16 protein-coding genes and 1 riboswitch are annotated in these 17,087 nt (G+C 69.7%); of the genes, 8 read left to right on the top strand and 8 right to left on the bottom strand.

Annotated elements, in window-relative coordinates; translation table 11 throughout:
* Positions 1 to 47: 47 nt before the first annotated feature.
* The gene (locus EA796_RS13620) at positions 48 to 617 is read right to left on the bottom strand and encodes a pseudouridine synthase (RefSeq protein WP_178082565.1); all 570 of its coding nucleotides are present in this window, start codon (positions 615 to 617) and stop codon (positions 48 to 50) included.
* 175 nt (positions 618 to 792) lie between these two features.
* Here EA796_RS13620 and EA796_RS13615 point away from each other — a divergent pair, with 175 nt between their 5' ends.
* Positions 793 to 1,824 (top strand): NAD(P)-dependent alcohol dehydrogenase, encoded by a 1,032-nt coding sequence (locus tag EA796_RS13615; RefSeq protein ID WP_122108980.1) that lies wholly within the window; start codon positions 793 to 795, stop codon positions 1,822 to 1,824.
* Positions 1,825 to 1,827: 3 nt separating this feature from the next.
* Here EA796_RS13615 and EA796_RS13610 read toward each other — a convergent pair whose 3' ends face one another.
* Positions 1,828 to 3,171: a PLP-dependent aminotransferase family protein gene (locus tag EA796_RS13610; protein WP_122108979.1), complete on the bottom strand. Its 1,344-nt coding sequence runs from the start codon at positions 3,169 to 3,171 to the stop codon at positions 1,828 to 1,830.
* A gap of 80 nt (positions 3,172 to 3,251) precedes the next feature.
* Between EA796_RS13610 and EA796_RS13605 the strand changes: the two genes are divergently transcribed.
* Positions 3,252 to 4,220 (top strand): threonine dehydratase, encoded by a 969-nt coding sequence (locus EA796_RS13605; protein WP_122108978.1) that lies wholly within the window; start codon positions 3,252 to 3,254, stop codon positions 4,218 to 4,220.
* Here the strand turns inward: EA796_RS13605 and amn are convergent, their stop codons facing one another.
* Both amn and EA796_RS13595 read right to left on the bottom strand, forming a co-directional pair.
* Entirely contained in the window at positions 4,221 to 5,693 is a 1,473-nt protein-coding gene (amn, locus tag EA796_RS13600; RefSeq protein ID WP_021443513.1) for an AMP nucleosidase, read from the bottom strand.
* A 65-nt stretch (positions 5,694 to 5,758) separates the two neighbouring features.
* Positions 5,759 to 6,088: a DUF3703 domain-containing protein gene (locus tag EA796_RS13595; RefSeq protein ID WP_122108977.1), complete on the bottom strand. Its 330-nt coding sequence runs from the start codon at positions 6,086 to 6,088 to the stop codon at positions 5,759 to 5,761.
* A 104-nt stretch (positions 6,089 to 6,192) separates the two neighbouring features.
* Here EA796_RS13595 and EA796_RS13590 point away from each other — a divergent pair, with 104 nt between their 5' ends.
* Complete coding sequence (locus EA796_RS13590; protein WP_122108976.1) at positions 6,193 to 6,915, top strand: hypothetical protein; 723 nt, start codon at positions 6,193 to 6,195, stop codon at positions 6,913 to 6,915.
* A gap of 9 nt (positions 6,916 to 6,924) precedes the next feature.
* Here the strand turns inward: EA796_RS13590 and EA796_RS13585 are convergent, their stop codons facing one another.
* The 4 genes from EA796_RS13585 to EA796_RS13570 all read right to left on the bottom strand — a co-directional run bounded on the left by EA796_RS13585 (position 6,925) and on the right by EA796_RS13570 (position 12,840).
* On the bottom strand, positions 6,925 to 7,605 hold the full coding sequence (locus EA796_RS13585) for an energy-coupling factor ABC transporter permease (protein WP_021443510.1): 681 nt from the start codon (positions 7,603 to 7,605) through the stop codon (positions 6,925 to 6,927).
* A 54-nt stretch (positions 7,606 to 7,659) separates the two neighbouring features.
* A riboswitch (cobalamin riboswitch) is annotated at positions 7,660 to 7,859 on the bottom strand.
* A 144-nt stretch (positions 7,860 to 8,003) separates the two neighbouring features.
* Positions 8,004 to 9,653 carry an acyl-CoA dehydrogenase family protein gene (locus tag EA796_RS13580; RefSeq protein WP_122108975.1) on the bottom strand — a complete coding sequence of 550 codons (1,650 nt, stop codon included), beginning with the start codon at positions 9,651 to 9,653 and terminating at the stop codon, positions 8,004 to 8,006.
* Complete coding sequence (locus tag EA796_RS13575) at positions 9,650 to 10,291, bottom strand: TetR/AcrR family transcriptional regulator (protein WP_122108974.1); 642 nt, start codon at positions 10,289 to 10,291, stop codon at positions 9,650 to 9,652. Before EA796_RS13575 ends, EA796_RS13580 begins: the two co-directional genes overlap by 4 nt.
* Positions 10,292 to 10,431: 140 nt before the next feature.
* The gene (locus EA796_RS13570; RefSeq protein WP_122108973.1) at positions 10,432 to 12,840 is read right to left on the bottom strand and encodes a hybrid sensor histidine kinase/response regulator; all 2,409 of its coding nucleotides are present in this window, start codon (positions 12,838 to 12,840) and stop codon (positions 10,432 to 10,434) included.
* A gap of 223 nt (positions 12,841 to 13,063) precedes the next feature.
* Between EA796_RS13570 and EA796_RS13565 the strand changes: the two genes are divergently transcribed.
* The 5 genes from EA796_RS13565 to EA796_RS13545 all read left to right on the top strand — a co-directional run bounded on the left by EA796_RS13565 (position 13,064) and on the right by EA796_RS13545 (position 17,086).
* Entirely contained in the window at positions 13,064 to 13,861 is a 798-nt protein-coding gene (locus EA796_RS13565) for a bifunctional hydroxymethylpyrimidine kinase/phosphomethylpyrimidine kinase (RefSeq protein WP_122108972.1), read from the top strand.
* A complete protein-coding gene (gene thiE / locus EA796_RS13560; protein ID WP_122108971.1) occupies positions 13,858 to 14,487 on the top strand; it encodes a thiamine phosphate synthase in 630 nt (209 codons plus the stop codon). The genes EA796_RS13565 and thiE overlap by 4 nt, the downstream gene beginning before the upstream one ends.
* Positions 14,488 to 14,509: 22 nt before the next feature.
* On the top strand, positions 14,510 to 15,799 hold the full coding sequence (hemL, locus tag EA796_RS13555; RefSeq protein WP_122108970.1) for a glutamate-1-semialdehyde 2,1-aminomutase: 1,290 nt from the start codon (positions 14,510 to 14,512) through the stop codon (positions 15,797 to 15,799).
* Positions 15,799 to 16,431, top strand: coding sequence for a hypothetical protein (locus tag EA796_RS13550; protein WP_122108969.1), 633 nt, complete (start codon positions 15,799 to 15,801; stop codon positions 16,429 to 16,431). The genes hemL and EA796_RS13550 overlap by 1 nt, the downstream gene beginning before the upstream one ends.
* A 106-nt stretch (positions 16,432 to 16,537) precedes the next feature.
* Positions 16,538 to 17,086 (top strand): tetratricopeptide repeat protein, encoded by a 549-nt coding sequence (locus tag EA796_RS13545; RefSeq protein ID WP_122108968.1) that lies wholly within the window; start codon positions 16,538 to 16,540, stop codon positions 17,084 to 17,086.
* Position 17,087: the final 1 nt, after the last annotated feature.

The following is a 17,087-nucleotide window of genomic DNA, read 5'->3' as shown; positions in this document are numbered from 1 at the left end:
TCCGCCATGGGATGGGCAGAGGTGGACAGGGCGTCGCCATATCCAGCCTACGAAAGCCGCGCCGGCACCTCGCGCCATTGCCCCGGCTGCAGGCCATCCAGGCGCCAGGGGCCGATGGCCACGCGCACCAGGCGCAGGGTGGGCAGGCCGACCGCGGCGGTCATGCGCCGTACCTGGCGGTTGCGACCCTCGCGGATCACCAGTTCCAGCCAGGCGGTCGGCACGCTCTTGCGAAAGCGCACCGGCGGATTTCTGTCCCACAGCTGCGGCTCGTCCAACAGGCGCGCCTGGGCCGGCAAGGTCGGGCCGTCGTTAAGCGTCACGCCGTCGCGCAACTGCTGCAGCTGCGCCTCGCTCGGCTCGCCCTCCACCTGCACCCAGTAGGTCTTCGCCAGCTTGTGTTTCGGATCGGCAATGCGCGCCTGCAGGCGGCCGTCGTTGGTCAGCAGCAGCAGGCCCTCGCTGTCGCGGTCCAGGCGCCCGGCCGGATAGACGCCGGGCACCTCGACGAAGTCCTTGAGCGTGGCGCGGCCCTGCTCGTCGTTGAACTGGGTCAGCACATCGAACGGCTTGTTCAGCAGGATCAGCCGTGGCTGCGCGGGCGGCGCCTTGGCCACCCGGCGCGGGGCGGCGGGACGGGGACTGGCAGGAGGACGAGGGCGGGACATGCGGCGGGCTTCGGTGGAACTGGGGCGCGCAGTGTAACTCACGATAAGCGGCGCTGATGGTGCTTCCCCGCCGTAGCGCGGCGACTAAGCTGCTGATTCCGTCCCCTCGCAACAGGAGTCAGTCATGAGCAGCAGCGCCGAACTCGCCACCTTCAGCGGCTGGGCCGCCACCGCCCCGGGCGCCCCGCTCGAACGCCACAGCTACGACCCCGGCCCGCTCGGCGCCGAGGAGGTGGAAGTGGCGGTGGAATACTGCGGCATCTGCCACTCCGACCAGTCGATGATCGACAACGAATGGGGCAATGCGCGCTACCCCTTTATCCCCGGCCATGAAGTGGTCGGCACCATCGTCCGCCTCGGCGAACAGGCGCGCGGCCTCGCGCTGGGTCAACGGGTCGGCATCGGCTGGTACAAGGGCAGCTGCATGCATTGCGGCTCGTGCATGGAGGGTTCGCACCAGCTGTGCCGCTCGGTGAAACCGACCATAGTCGGCAGCCACGGCGGTTTCGCCGACCGCCTGCGCTCGCACTGGGCCTGGGCCGTGCCGCTGCCCGAGGGGCTCGACCCGGCGCTGGTCGGCCCGCTGTTCTGCGCCGGCTCCACGGTGTTCAGCCCGCTGCTGGAGTTCGACGTCAAACCCACCGACCGCGTCGGCGTGGTCGGCATCGGCGGCCTCGGCCACCTGGCGCTACGTTTTCTCAATCCCTGGGGTTGCGAGGTGACCGCCTTCACCTCCTCGCTCGGCAAGCAGGACGAAGCCAAGCGCCTGGGCGCGCACAGGGTGGTGGCCTCCACCGACAGCGCGGCGATGAAGGCGATTGCCGGCAGCCTGGATTTCCTCCTGGTCACCGCCAGCGCCGACCTCGACTGGAGCGCCCTGCTCGGCACCCTGCGCGGCAAGGGCCGCCTGCACTTCGTCGGCATAGTGCCCAGCGCCATCCCGGTGCACGTGTTCAACCTGATCCCGCAGCAGAAGAGCCTGTCCGGCTCGCCGGTGGGCTCGCCAGCGAGCATGGCGACCATGCTCGAATTCTGCGCCCGCCACCAGATCCTGCCGCAGGTCGAGCACTTCCCCATGAGCCAGGTGAACGCGGCCATCGACCACCTGCGCAGCGGCAAGGCACGCTATCGCGTGGTGCTGGACGCCAGCCGCTGAGGCTCAGGCGAGCGGCCAGGCCGCCACGATGCCCTCCAGGGCGCGCTTGAGCTCGGCGCGGCTGGCCGCGGCGGCGAGGCTGACGCGCACCGCGTATCCCGGGTTGGCCTCGACCGCGAACACCTCGGCCGGCACCACCTCCACGCCATGCTGCCGACAGGCCTCGGCCAGGCCGGCAGGCGGCGCGCCATCCAGCCACAGGTGCGGCGCCACCGCCCTGCCCTGCGGCATGCGCGGCCCGAGCACACGCGCGGCCAGGCGCCAGCGCTGCAGCAGCTCCTCGACCTGCCAGGCCAGGCGCCGCTCGGCGACGCCGCTTTCGATCCACTCGCAGGCCAGCGCCAGGCTCAGCGGCGCCACGGCCCAGCGCGTGGCCTGGGCCTCGCGGTCGATGCGCTCGAGCAGCTCCGGCGCCCCCGCGATAAAGCCCAGGCGCAAGCCCGGCGCGACGCTCTTGGACAGGCTGCTGATCAGCAGGCAGCGCTCGGCAAGCTGCACCGCCAGCGGCGCCTCGCTGCCGAGCACGCCGTAGACGTCGTCCTCGATGATCCACAGCCCACGACGCCGCGCCACCTCGGCGATGGCGGCGCGGCGCTCGGCGTCCAGGCTGGCGCCGGTAGGGTTCTGCAGGCAGGGCGTGAGTACCGCCACGCGAGCGCCGGTGGCGCGGGCCTGGCGGTCGAGCTCGTCGGGCAGGATGCCGCGCTCGTCCATCGCCACCCCGTGCAGCGGCAGGCGTAACTGGCGCGCGGCGGCCTTGATCCCCGGCGCGGTGTAGCGCTCCACCAGGATCGCTTCACCCGCCTCGCACAGCGCCAACAAGGCGGCTGAGACGCCCTGCTGGGCACCCGCGCAGAGCAGCAGGCCGTTCGGCGCCAGTTCCAGGCCACGGCGGCGCAACCAGGTGGCGCCGGCCAGGTGCGCGCGCTCGACCAACGCCGCCGAGGGGTAGGCCTGCAGCGCGTCCAGCTCGCCACGTTCAGCCAGCGCAGCAAGGCTGGCGGACAGGTCGCGGTTGTCCGGATCGTGCACCGGCACGTTGGTCGACAGGTCGATCAGCGCGCCCTGCGCGGCCGGCTGCTTGAGCCGGAACAGACTCGCCTCGCGGCTGCCGGCCAGCACGTAAGTACCGCGGCCCACCTCGCCGGAGACCAGGTGCCGGCGCGCCGCCTCGCGGTAGGCGAGCATCACCGTGCTCGGGTTGATACCCAGTGTCCAGGCCAGGCGGCGCTGCGGCGGCAGGCGCTCGCCGGGCTTGAGCTCGCCGCGGCCGATGGCCGTGGCGATGGCCTCGGCCAGGGCCAGGTAGGTGGGTAAGGCGCTGTCGTTGAGGTCAGGAAGCCACATTGCTTGCCATGCAATATAAAGATTTACCCATACAATGCGCCGCACTAGCATCCGGGTCAACGCCACTCGGAGTGCCCGTCATGTTCGACCTCGCCCAACTGCGCCAGAGCGCGCAACTGGTTCACCGTCATATGGCGCCCACGCCGCAGCTGAGCTGGCCGCTGCTGTGCGAGCGCACGGGGTGCGAGCTGTGGGTCAAGCATGAGAACCATGCCCCCACTGCCGCGTTCAAGGTGCGCGGCGGGCTGGTCTATATCGACGCCCTGCTGCGCCGCGAGCCGCAGGTGCGTGGCCTGGTCACCGCTACCCGCGGCAACCATGGCCAGAGCCTGGCGCTGGCCGCGCGCCAGGCCGGCCTGGCGATCCGCATCCTGGTGCCGCACGGCAACGCGCGCGAGAAGAATGCGGCGATGCGCGCCCTCGGTGCCGAGGTGATCGAACATGGCCGCGACTTCGACGAGGCGCGCGCCGAGGCCGCGCGCCTGGCCGAACGCGACGGCCTGCACTGGGTGCCGTCACTGCATGAGGATCTGGTGCGCGGCGTGGCCACCTACGCGCTGGAGCTGCTGGAAGCGCTGCCGAACCTGCGCCGGGTCTATGTGCCCATCGGCCTCGGCTCGGGCATCTGCGGCATGATCCGCACCCGCGACCTGCTCGGCCTCGACACCGAGATAATCGGCGTGGTCGCCAGCGGTGCCGACGCCTACGCGCAGAGTTTCGAGCAGGGCCGCCTGGTGCAGACCGAGCGCGCCGACACCCTGGCCGACGGCATGGCCTGCCGCCAGCCGCAGCAGTTGGCGCTGGACATCATCCGCGCCGGCGCCGCGCGCATCGTGCGGGTCGACGACGAGGCCATCCGCGCCGCGATCCGCGTCTACCACGAAGACACCCACAACCTCGCCGAAGGCGCCGGTGCCGCCGCCCTGGCCGCCTTGATGCTGGAGCGCGAATGCAACGCCGGCCAGCGCGTGGCGGTGGTGCTCAGCGGTGCCAATATCGACCGCCTGGCGCTGGCCGAGCTGCTGCGCGACGAGGTCGCAGCCGCCTGATCAGCGAAACGGCGGCTCGTCGAAGCTGCGCAGCTTGCGCGAGTGCAGCGAGTCGAGCTGGCTGCGCATCAGCTCCAGCGCGGCGATGCCGATGCGCAGGTGCTGGGTCACGGCGCGCTCGTAGAAGGCGCCGGCCGCGCCGGGCAGCTTGATCTCGCTGTGCAGCGGCTTGTCCGACACGCACAGCAGCGTGCCGTAGGGCACCCGCAGGCGGTAACCCTGCGCCGCGATGGTGCCGCTTTCCATATCCACGGCGACGGCTCTGGACAGGTTGATCAGCGGCCGCTCCTGGGCCCAGCGCAGCTCCCAGTTGCGGTCGTCGTAGGTCAGCACGGTGCCGGTGCGCAGGCGTTTCTTCAGCTCGTCGCCCTGCTCGCCGGTGACCAGCTTGGCGGCCTCCTGCAGCGCCTGCTGCACCTCGGCCAGCGCCGGCAGCGGGATATGCGGCGGCAGCACGCGGTCGAGGATGCCGTCGCGGCGCATATAGGCGTGGGCCAGCACGTAGTCGCCGATGGTCTGCGACTGACGCAGGCCGCCGCAGTGGCCGATCATCAGCCAGCAGTGCGGACGCAGCACGGCCAGGTGGTCGGTGATGTTCTTGGCGTTGGACGGGCCGACGCCGATATTGACCAGGGTGATGCCGTGGCCGTCATCGGCCTGCAGGTGATAGGCCGGCATCTGGTAGCGGTGCCAGATGACGTTCTCGATGATCGCCTGCATCTCGCCTTCGGCCATGCCGCGCTCGACCACCACGTTGCCCGGCAACACCAGGCGGGTGAAGCGCGAGTCGCCCACCAGCATGTCCAGGCCATGGCGGATGAACTGGTCGACGTAGCGGTGGTAGTTGGTCAGCAGAATCCACGGCTGCACGTGGCGCCAGTCGCTGCCGGTGTAGTGCACCAGGCGGCGCAGGGAGAAATCCACCCGGGCCGCGTCGAACAGCGCCAGCGGCAGCGGGTCGGTGTTCTCCCAGTCGTACAGGCCGTCGGCGGTGCCGTCGGTGGCGGCGGACAGGTCGGTGCTGGGGAACACCCGCGCCAGCTCGGCGGCGGTCACCCCGCTGCCGGCCAGCTCGTCGCCCTGCTCCACCACGTAGGGATAGGGAATGTTCTGCTGGCTCATGCCGACTTCCACGCGCAGGGTGAAGTCGTGCATCAGCGGCCGCAGCTGCTCCAGCAGGTATTTGCGAAAGGCCGCCGGCTGGGTCACGGTGACGCTGTAGGTACCCGGCACCTGCACCTTGGCGTAGGCGCGCACGGTGGTCGGCACCTCGCCCTGGCACAGGTAGGTCAGGCGCAGCTCGGGATAGCGGAACAGACAATGCTCGCCGGCGTCGGGCTTGATGCGCTCCTTGAGGTAGCGTTTCAGCGCCCGACTGAGGGCACCGGTGGCCTGCTGGTGGAGGGCGGCGAGGCGGTCGACCGCCTCTTCCGGGGTAAAGGCAACGACGAATTCATCGGCACAGGGTTTCACGGCGCACCTTCCTGGTTGATCGAACGCCCCTATCTTGCCTGTTCCGGCGGCGCCAGGCATAGCGCTCAGCGCAGCAGGCGAGCAAGATCCTCCGGCAAGGGCTGCGGCGTCAGCGGCCCGACCCGGCGCGTGCCGGGATTGCCCAGCGGGTAGAGGCCCAGCAGCGACCCCAGGCTGCCCGGCAGACGCAGCAGCTGCGCGACCAGCTCGGCCCAGTCGCGCCGGCCCCAGGCCCACAGCAGCATCAGCCAGTGGCTCAGGCCGTGCTGGAGAAAACTCGGCTGGCCGAGGATATGGGCACGCTCCAGATGGCGCAGCTCGCCCGCGGCATCGCCCAGGCGGCGCAGACGGCGGGCCAGTTGCAGTTCGTGGTGGAAGGCTTGGCGACGGTTCATGGCGGTGCTCCAGAGTAGGCGACCGGGACAGTCTGCAAGCCTGGGGCGGCCCCGCGGTCAAGCGACTAGGCTTAGCCGCATAGCGCCTGCCCGAGGGTCGCCCCATGCCACGCCTGCTCAGCCTGCTCCTGCTGCCCCTGCTCGCTCCCGTCCTGCTCGCCGGCGAGCTGGACGGCCACTACCACGCCAACCTCGACGGCCTGCCGGCCGAACTGATCCTGAACAGCCAGGGCCAGACGGTGGAAGGGCGGTATGTGGAAAACCAGCGCCTGCGCCTGAACCTCAAGGGTCATTACGACGGCCAGTTGCTGCGCGCCGAGATCAGCGACCCGCAGTCCGGGCTGGTGATCGCCAATATGAACGCCACCTACGCCAACGCCATGCTCAACGTCAGCATCGCCGCGCGCGACCCGCGCAACGGCCAGGTGCTGGAGCGCCAGGCGCTGTTCCAGCGTGGCGCGCCGGCCGGCGCGCCAGTCGCGGCGAAACGCCTGGACCCGGCGCTGATCGGCACCTGGATTCACGAGAAGCAGATCAACAGCGGCGGCGCCAGCTTCGCCGCCTTCGCCACCCTGCTGACCCTGCAGCTGGGCGCCGACGGCAGCGTCGCACAATGGAGCCTGGCGGCCGGCGGCGGCAGCGACTGGAGTTTCAACAGCCCGGGCGAACTGCAGTACCGCGGCCGCTGGCGCAGCGACAACGGCGTGCTGCTGGTGCGCCTGGACGGCGCCGCCGACTACCAGCCCGCCGCTTACTATCGCTTCAGCGACCCGTACCTGGTCACCGAGAGCAATACCGGCAAGATGATCTGGCAGCGCCGCCGGTAGCGCTGCGGGTCAGGCGGCCTGATGCAGGCGCACGTTGAACAGCGGGCCCTGGCTGAAACGCGCCAGCGCCTTGGCCGCGGCCAGCACGCCCAGATCGATCAGCGGCTCGATCAGGATCACGCTCATGTAGGCCAGGCCGAAGCTGCCCACCGCCGCCAGGTTGTCGCCGGCGAAGCCCTGACCGTAGAAGGCCCAGAACGCCACCCAGGCGACGATGCCGCCCTGGTAGGCGGTCGACAGCGCCAGCGCCTGCTGGTAGGAGAGATCCACGTAGGCGGTGCCCGGCGCGACGATGCGCTTGGCCAGCAGCTGGATGCCCCACAGCGGCAGCAGCAGGGTGGTGACGTTCATGCCGTACTGCGGCAGGTCGAACTGGGCGAACAGCAGCCCTTGCAACAGCAGGCCGACCGCCAGACCGATGGCCGCGGCGCCGGCACCGAACAGCAGCAGCAGGGTCGAGCCGAGGATCAGGTGGACCTCCGAGACGCCCACCGGATGACGCGGCAAGACCTCGAAGAAGCAGAACACCAGGGCGGTGGTCAACAGGCTGCGCAGCGCCAGGGCGACCACCCCGCCGTTGTCGCGTATGGCATCGCGGGCCAGTTTGGCGGTCAGGCCGAGGCCGGTGACGGCAGTGGCGTAGCTGAGCAGGATCTTGGCGCCTTCGACGACGCCGGGTTCGATATGCATAAGGGTTCCTTGGTCGCGCCCACCGCGCGACGATCCGGATGGAGGGGATGGGCGCAAGCGCCCGACGGCGATGGCAGGTCTCCTGGCTCGCGGCTCGACACTTCGCCCGCCTTCCCGGCCTGTGGGCCAGTGGCATATGGGCGTCGTTCGCCGCTTACAGTTGCGGGGGCAGCCAGGGCATTGGCGACGCGGCGCCACACCCTGTTCCCTTTTCATCCGACCCTGGGGCCGGAACCATCGGCGGCCACCTTACCCGGCCGCACGCACAAAAGACAGCGCCGCGCGCGAGCACATCCCGACCCAACCGCTCTGCCGACCGCCGCCCCAGGGCTGGCGCGGCGCCGGCCCGGCCGGGCAATTCAACGTGGCGGGAAGGCCTTGCTCAGGCGATCCGCCCCTCAGCCCAGCTGCGGCATGCTGCGCGCCAGCAGTGCTTCGACGTCGACGCCGCGCGGCAGGGTGCCGTAGACCCGGCCGCGGCCTTCCAGGCGGCTGGCGATAAAGGCGTCGGACACCGTGGCGTTGCCGGCCTCCAGCAGCAGCTTGGCCTGCAGGCCGACGGCCACGTCCTCGGTGAGCTGGCGGGCGCGGTACTGGATGTCGGCGGTATCCGCAAAATCGGCCTTCAAGCGCTGGATATGCGCCTTCAGACGGGTATCGCCGTGACCGTCGCCCAGCTCGGCGAACAGCGCGTCGAGCACGCCCGACTCCTTCGACAGGGCGCGCAGCACGTCCAGGCACTGCACGTTGCCCGAGCCCTCCCAGATCGAGTTGACCGGCGCTTCGCGGTACAGGCGCGGCAGGATGGTTTCCTCGACGTAACCGGCGCCGCCCATGCACTCGCTGGCCTCGTAGATCATCTCCGGCGCGCGTTTGCAGATCCAGTACTTGCCCACGGCGGTGACCAGGCGGGCGAACTTGTCTTCCTGCTCGTCATGCAGGTGATCCAGCGCGCGGCCCATGCGCATGGACAAGGCCAGCGCCGCCTCGCTCTCCAGCGCCAGGTCGGCCAGCACGTTCAGCATCAGCGGCTGGTCGGCGAGCAGCTTGCCGCCGACCTGACGGTGCGCGCAGTGGTGCGCGGCCTGGGTCAGCGCCTGGCGCATCAGGCTGCTGGAGCCGACCATGCAGTCGAAACGGGTCATGGCCACCATCTCGATGATGGTCGGCACGCCGCGCCCCTCCTCGCCGAGCATCCAGGCGAAGGCGCCGCGGTATTCCACCTCGCTGGAGGCGTTGGCCCAGTTGCCCAGCTTGTTCTTCAGGCGCTGGATGTAGAACGCGTTGCGCGTGCCGTCCGGACGGTGGCGCGGCAGCAGGAAGCACGACAGGCCCTTGTCGGTGTAGGCCAGGGTGAGGAAGGCGTCGCACATCGGCGCCGAGCAGAACCACTTGTGGCCCACCAGCTCATAGCCCTGCCCAGGCCCGCCAAGGCCGATGGGATAGGCGCGAGTGGTGTTGGCACGCACATCGGTGCCGCCCTGCTTCTCGGTCATGGCCATGCCGATGGTCACGCCAGTCTTCTGCTCCATCGGCAGGTTGCGCGGGTCGTACTGGCTGGAGAGGATCTTCGGCAGCCACTGCTCGGCTACGTTCGGCTGCAGGCGGATGGCCGGCACGGCAGCGAAGGTCATGGTCAACGGGCAGCCGCTGGCGGCCTCGGCCTGGCTGTGCATATAGGTCAGGCCGGCACGGGCGACATGGGCGCCGGCGCGCGGATCGGTCCAGGGCAGCGATGGCAGGCCATGCTCGACCGCCGTGCGCATCAGCTCGTGGTAGGCCGGGTGAAACTCGACCAGGTCGATGCGATTGCCGTAGCGATCATGACTCTTGAACACCGGTTTGTTCTCGTTGGCAAGAAAGCCGGCCTGCATCAGGGAGCCGCCGGCCAGCGCACCATAGGCGCTCAAACGCTCGTGGGCCCAGGCACCATCGTAGCGGCGAATCCACTCCTGTAGCGGCAGGTCGAGGCGATAGAGGTTGGCGCCGTCCAGGCTCGGCACCTGGTTGAACACCTCATGGGTTTCGGCATGCAGGCTGGGTTTCATCGCGGCAGTTCCTCGGCGCCGACGGCGCGCAGGCAGAAGGTGACCAGGCTGGCGCTGACGTCGGCCAGCTCCAGGGCGGGGTGGCCCGCCGCACGGGCGGCGCGGGCCGGGGGAGAGAGCGGACCGACCAGGGCCTCGGCGATGGCGCCGACCAGGCAGGCGGCGACCAGGCCGACCTGCTCGAGGCGAAATTCGCCGCGGCGCACGCCCTCCTCGAGCAGATCGGTAAAGAGTTCGGCGTAGGCCTCGCGGTACAGCAGGCGCTGCTCGTCCACCTCGGGGTCGACCGGCTCGGCGATCAGGGCGAAGGCCAGGCGGCGGCTGTGCCAGGCGCGCGCGGCGAACTGTTCGAGGCCTGCGCGCAGGCGCTGCGGCGCGCTGCCCGGCGCACGCAGGGTGGCGGCCAGGGCATCGACCTCGCGCTGGCTGGCGTCGGCGAACACCTCGGCGGCCAGTTCGCCCTTGCTGCGAAAATGCCGGTACAGGCTGCCGGTGGCGATGCCGACGTCCTCGGCCAGCGCCTGCATGGTCAACGCAGCGAAGCCGCCATCGACCACCCGCTGCAGGGCACAGACGAGGATGCGTTGACGCAACGCCTGATCGCGGTCGAGCCGCGCTTCGCTGGGACGGTAGGCCATGGTCTGAATCCCGATTCACACGGCATCAGTGAATCAGGATTCAGACCATGGCTAAAGCGACGTTCCGGCCAAAACTGCGGCCGAACGGGCGTCAGAATGCAAGGCGCCCGCAGGAAAGCAGGCGCGCGGCGCCAGCAGGTTCAGGACGAGCTGGCGGTCAGCGAAGGGCTCGCCGGGCGGCACAGCACCCAGTCGTGCAGCAGCACGCGCAGCTCGTCGAACTTCACCGGCTTGGCCAGGTAGTCGCTCATGCCCGCAGCCAGGCAGCGTTCGCGGTCGCCGCTGTGGCTGTGCGCGGTGATCGCCAACACCGGCAGCTCGGCGCAGCCCGGCAGGGCACGCAGCGCACGGCAGGTGGCGAAGCCGTCCATCACCGGCATCTGGCAGTCGAGCAGTACCGCGTCCACCGTCTCGCTGCGCAGCAGTTCCAGGGCTTCGGCGCCGTTGTCGGCGGTGCGTACGCGGTAGCCGAGCTTGAGCAGCATGCCGCGGGTGACCAGCTGGTTGATCGCGTTGTCCTCGACGATCAGCACGCTGCACTGCTGCGCCAGGCGCTGCAACGCGCCGCCCGGCGCTCGACCGGGACGCGCGGCCGCCATCGGCGGCTGCAGCGGCAGGGTCAGCGGCACGTCGAGGCGAAAGCGGCTGCCCTGCCCCGGCTGCGACTCGTGGCCGAGGCTGCCGCCGAGCAAGTCGACCAGTTGCCGGCAGATCGCCAGGCCGATGCCGAGGCCGCCGTACTTGCGGGTCATCGAGCCGTCGAGCTGCTGGAAGCGCCGGTAGAGCAGTCCGTCGTCCGGCTCGAAACCGATGCCGGTGTCGCTCACCAGCACGCTCAGCGGCAGGCAGTCGCCGCCGTTGCCGGCGCGGCCGACCTGCAGGGTCACGCCTCCCTGGCTGGTGAACTTGATGGCGTTGTCCAGCAGATAGCCCAAGGCCCGGGCCAGCTTGGCGGCATCGCCTTCGAGGATATCGGGCAGGCTGTCGTCCAGTTCCAGGTCGAAGCGCAGCCCCTTGTCCTGGGCCCGCGGCGCGTACTGCGCGCGCAGGCCGTCGAACAGGCCGCGCAGGCTGAACGGCTCGCGCCGCGGGTAGAGCTTGCCGGCCTGCAGCTCGGTGAGGGCGAGGATGTCGTTGACCATGCGCATCATGTCGCGCGCCGAGCTGGCGGCGGTGCGCTGGTACTGGGCCAGTTCGACGTCCAGGCTGACCGTCTGCATCAGCTCCAGCGAGCCGATCACCCCGTTCATCGGCGTGCGCAGCTCGTGGGTGACGGTGGCGAGGAACTCGTCCTTGAAGCGGTTGCTGTTGGCCAGCTCCTGGTTCAGCGCCTCCAGCTTGCGCCCGGCCTCCTGGAGGATGCGCGCGCGCTCTTCCTTCATCGCGTTGATGCGGTCGGCCAGCGCCAGCGACAGCAGGCCCACTTCCAGCGCCGAGCCGATCTGGCTGGCGTACATGGTGAGAAACACGTTGGGCAGGTAGCCGAGCACCATCAGGGTGTTGATCGCCCCGCCGATCAGGAACGCGCTCCAGGCGATGATGAAGTAGCGCGCCACGCGCATGCCGCGCAGCCAGGCCAGCACCCCGGCACTGAAGATCGCCACGGTGAACAGCAGCGCCAGGTAGGTGGCCAGGCGCAGCGCGGTGGCGTAGCTGACGCTCAGCGCCAGGATCATCACCGCGGCGCCGCAGGCCATCAGCAGCAGCAGCAGGCGGTCGATCCAGGGGCTGTGTTCGCCGGTGTGCAGGAAGCTGCGGGCGAACTGGCAGCCGAACAGCGCCGCCGAGCCGATCAAAAAGGGCGTGGCGGCGTTGGCCCACCAGGGGTTGTCGGGCCAGAAGTACTCGATGCCGGCGCCGTTGACCGACACCTGGTAGAGGCCGAACGAGGCGATATAGAGGATGTAGTAGAGGTAGCTGGTGTCGCGCACGCTGAGGAAGATGAACAGGTTGTACACCAGCATCACCAGCAGCACGCCGTAGATGATGCCGAGCACGTAGATGCGTCCGGGCTGCTCTTCCAGGTAGGCGTGGGGCGCCCACAGCGTCAGCGGCGCCTGGATCGAACCCTGGCTCTCCAGGCGCAGGTAGAGGCGCTGCGGCTGGCCCGGTGCCAGGTTGAGCTCGAACAGGTAGTTGTTCTGCTTGATCTGCCGGCTGACGAAGGGCAAGGCGTCGCCGGTGCGCTGCGCCAGAACGAAGCCGCCGTCGGCGTCGGGCAGGTAGAGCTCCAGGTGATCCAGCGGCGGGTAGGCCAGTTCCAGCAGCCAGTTGCGCGCGCCGGTCGCCTGCTGCGGGCGGTACTCCAGGTCCAGGCGCAGCCAGAACACCGAGCGCGAATAGCCGGCGTTGAGCACCGGCTTGTCGTGCCGGCGGAAGCTGTCCTGCAGCGCCGGCGAGGCGATGTCGTCGATGCTGGCATCGCCGCGCACGTCCTCGAACACGTGCATGGCCTGACCCAGCGGCAGGCTGCGACTGTGTTCGTCGAACACCAGGGCACTGGCCAGGCCAGGCATCAGGAGGAAAAAACAGAGAAGAAGGTAGCGCATGCGGCCCGGCCAGAACCCGCTGCGGCGCGCCGGGAGCCGCCCGCTCACCGCCTCGCACGCCGCCTCGGGGCAGAGTTGTCGATAGCGCGGCACTCTAGCACAGGCGTCGCCTGGCGAAATGACAGCAAGTCTGATCCAGCCGACAGTTTTTCCATCGCGCGGCACCGCGCCGCAGGCGACCGGGCGGTCTCGCCCGAGCGATTTGGTGGTAAGCTCGGCGGCCATGAACATGACTCATTCCCGCCCCGTAGTGCTCTGCCTGTCCGGCCACGACCCCAGTGGTGGTGCCGGCCTGCAAGCCGATATCGAAGCCCTGCTGGCCCAGGGCTGCCACGCCGCCCCGACGGTAACCGCGCTGACCGTGCAGGACACGGTCGACGTCGCCGATTTCCGTGTGCTCGACCGCGACTGGGTGCTGGCCCAGGCCCGCGCGGTGATCGCCGACCTGCCGGTGGCCGCCGTCAAGCTGGGCATGCTCGGCTCGACGGAGATGGTCGACACCGTGCTCGAGCTGATGAGCCAGCTGCCCGGCGTGCCGCTGGTCTGCGACCCGGTGCTGCGCGCCGGCGGCGGCGGTGCCCTGGGCAAGGACGAAGTCGGCTACGCCATGCGCGAACGGCTGTTCGCCGTATCGACCATCGCCACGCCGAACCTGCCGGAAGCGCGCATCCTTGCCGAACTGCCGGACGGCACGGCCGATGAATGCGCCGAGAAGCTGCTGCCCCATATCGACTACCTGCTGATCACCGGCGGCCACGGCGACGAGCGCGAGGTGCACAACCGCCTGTATTGCCGCGACGGCAGTCGCCACGACTTCACCTGCCCGCGCCTGCCCGGCAGCTACCACGGCTCCGGCTGCACCCTGGCCAGCACCCTGGCCGGCCGCCTGGCGCTGGGCGAGGAACTGGTCAGCGCGGTGAAGAGCGCCCTCGACTACACCTGGCGCACCCTGCGCGACGCCGAACAGCCCGGTCGCGGTCAGTACATCCCGCGCCGCCTGCCGCTGGACTTCGCCCAATGACTGCGGCGCTGCGCGGCCTCTACGCCATCACCGACACACCGCTGCTGGTCGGCGGCAAGCTGCTGCCCTACGCCGAGGCCGCGCTGCGCGGCGGCGCGCGTCTGCTGCAGTACCGCGACAAGTCCGCCGATGCCGTGCGCCGTTTCGACGAAGCCCAGGCCCTGGCCGAACTCTGCGCCCGCCACGGCGCCACGCTGATCATCAACGACGACCTGAAGCTGGCCGCACGGCTGAACGTCGGCCTGCACCTGGGTCAGAGCGACGGTTCGCTGGCCACGGCCCGCGCCCGCCTCGGTGCCGATGCCGTGATCGGCGGCACCTGCCATGCCCAGCTGGAGCTGGCCGAGCGCGCAGTCGCCGAAGGCGCCAGCTACATCGCCTTCGGCCGCTTCTTCAACTCCAACACCAAGCCCGGCGCCCCGGCCGCCACCCTGGAGCTGCTGGACGAGGCGCGCGCGCGCTTTGCCCAGCCCATCGTCGCCATCGGCGGCGTGACCCTGGACAACGCCCCCGGCCTGATCGCCCGCGGCGCCAGCCTGGTCGCGGTGATTCACGCCCTGTTCGCCGCGGACTGCGCCACCGAGGTGGAAGACCGCGCCCGCGCCTTCGCCGCGCTGTTCGACTGATTCGTTTGTAGAGAGACCTGCCATGTCCCGTTCCGAAATTTTGTTCACCAACGCGCAGAAACACATCCCCGGCGGCGTCAACTCGCCGGTGCGCGCCTTCAAGAGCGTCGGCGGCACCCCGCTGTTCTTCAAGCACGCCGAAGGCGCCTATGTGGTGGACGAAGACGACAAGCGCTACGTCGACTACGTCGGCTCCTGGGGCCCGATGATCCTCGGCCACAGCCACCCGGAGGTGCTCGACTCGGTGCGTCGCCAGCTGCAGCACGGCCTGTCCTACGGCGCGCCGACCGCGCTGGAAACCGAGATGGCCGAGCTGGTCTGCTCGCTGGTGCCGTCGATGGAGATGGTGCGCATGGTCAGCTCCGGCACCGAGGCGACCATGAGCGCCATCCGCCTGGCCCGTGGCTACACCGGCCGCGACAGCATCATCAAGTTCGAAGGCTGCTACCACGGCCACTCCGACAGCCTGCTGGTCAAGGCCGGTTCCGGCGCACTGACCCAGGGCGTACCGAACTCCGCCGGCGTGCCGGCGGCCTTCGCCAAGCACACTCTGACCCTGCCGTTCAACGACATCGACGCTGTGGCCGAGTGCCTGGCGCAGGTCGGCAAGGAAGTCGCGTGCATCATCGTCGAGCCGGTGGCCGGCAACATGAACTGCGTGCCGCCGGCGCCGGGTTTCCTCGAAGGCCTGCGCGCGCTGTGCGACCAACACGGCGTGGTGCTGATCTTCGACGAGGTGATGACCGGTTTTCGCGTCGCCCTCGGCGGAGCCCAGGCGCACTACGGCGTCACCCCGGACCTGACCACCTTCGGCAAGATCATCGGCGGCGGCATGCCGGTCGGCTGCTTCGGCGGCAAGCGCGCGATCATGGAGTGCGTCGCCCCGCTCGGCCCGGTCTATCAGGCCGGCACCCTGTCGGGTAACCCGCTGGCCATGGCCGCCGGCCTGACCACCCTCAAGCTGATCAGCCGCCCGGGCTTCCACAGCGAACTCTCCGACTACACCACGCGCATGCTCGACGGCCTGCAGCAGCGGGCCGATGCCGCCGGCATCCCCTTCGTCACCACCCAGGCCGGCGCCATGTTCGGCCTGTACTTCAGCGGCGCCGACGACATCGTCACCTTCGCCGACGTGATGGCCAGCGACGTCGAACGCTTCAAGCGCTTCTTCCACCTGATGCTGGACGGCGGCGTGTACCTGGCGCCCAGCGCCTATGAAGCCGGTTTCACCTCCATCGCCCACGGCGAGGCCGAACTGCAACTGACCCTGGACGCCGCCGAGCGCGCCTTCGCCGAACTGAAAAAAGCCTGATGCAGTACAGCACCGCGCTCTCCGATGGTGTGCTCGCGCTGGCCTGCCTGGCCTGCGCGCTGGTCATCGGCAAGGCCCGCAAGCACTATGGCGAGGCCGATCAGCCGGCGCTGTTCTGCGCCCTGCTGGGTTTCCTGCTGCCGGCCGCGGCGGCAGGCGTCGGCATGCTGCGCTACGGCTTCGACCCCGGCTGGCAGGGCGCGCACCTGTGGCTCTCCCAGGCCAGCAGCTTTCTCGCCCTGCCCCTGCTCGGCGCCGCCGCCCTGGCGCTGGGCCGCGGCTGGGCCTGGAGCCGGCCGAACTGGGGACGCATCGTGCTGGGGCTGTGCGCCTTCTTCGAGCTGTTCCGCCAGCTCGGCTACCTGGAGGACTACCGCCTGGCGCTGAACCTGGCCACCCTGGCGCTGATTCTCTACGCCGGCGTCCTGCAGTGGCCGCGGCGCGCGCCGCCGGCCGCTGCCGCGGCAGTGGTCGGACTGTTTCTGCTGGCCGGCCTGGCGCTGGGCACCGAGGGTTTCATCGGCCCGCTGCGCCGCGTCGACCTGTTCCACGGCCTGCTCACCCCGGCCTATCCGCTGCTGGCCTGGCTGCTGCTGAGCCTGCCGGGCAGCGCACGGCAATCGACCGGGTAAAGGTTTTGTAAGAAGCGCGCGGTTTATTTCATAATGCGACGGCCGGCACGCTTTACGCCGGCCGGGCATGTCCCCCACCCCGAACCGCCGAGGTCCCGTTATCCAGATGAACCGCACCGGCCGCACCCTGACCCTGGGCTGCCTGTTGCTTTTCCTCCCGCTGTTCGCACACGCCGGCGGCAACTCCCTGTTGATCCCCGCAACCGGCAGCTGCGCCCTCAACGGCGCCCCCGAAGACCTGCCCGATGCCCTGGCCAGCTGCCAGGAAATGGCCCGCGGCGGCAACGTCCAGGCGGCGTTCGAACTCGGCGAATACCACTACGACGGCAAACGCGCCCCGCGCGACCTCAAGCAGGCGCTGACCTGGTTCGAACGCGCTTCGCTGCAGGGGCATGCCGAGGCGCAGCTGCGCCTGGGCACCATGTTCTTTCGCGGCGAAGGGGTGCCGGCGAACAACGTGCAAGCCTATATCGTGCTGAAGATGGCCTCGGTCAACGGTTCGGACGAGGCCATGGACACCGCCGACCTGGTGTCGGCGCAGATGCGCCGCGATGAACTGGAAATCGCCAGCCAGGTGCTGGGACAGATCTTCCGCAACTACCTGCTGGAGCTGCAGGCCGCCGAAGGCCGCTCGCCCTTCGCGCCCTTGCCCTGAC

The sequence above is a fragment of the Pseudomonas sp. AOB-7 genome, from assembly GCF_003696305.1.
Lineage (GTDB): Bacteria > Pseudomonadota > Gammaproteobacteria > Pseudomonadales > Pseudomonadaceae > Aquipseudomonas.
The sequence above is the reverse complement of the archived record's forward strand: the minus strand, read 5'-3'. Positions and strand labels throughout refer to the sequence as shown.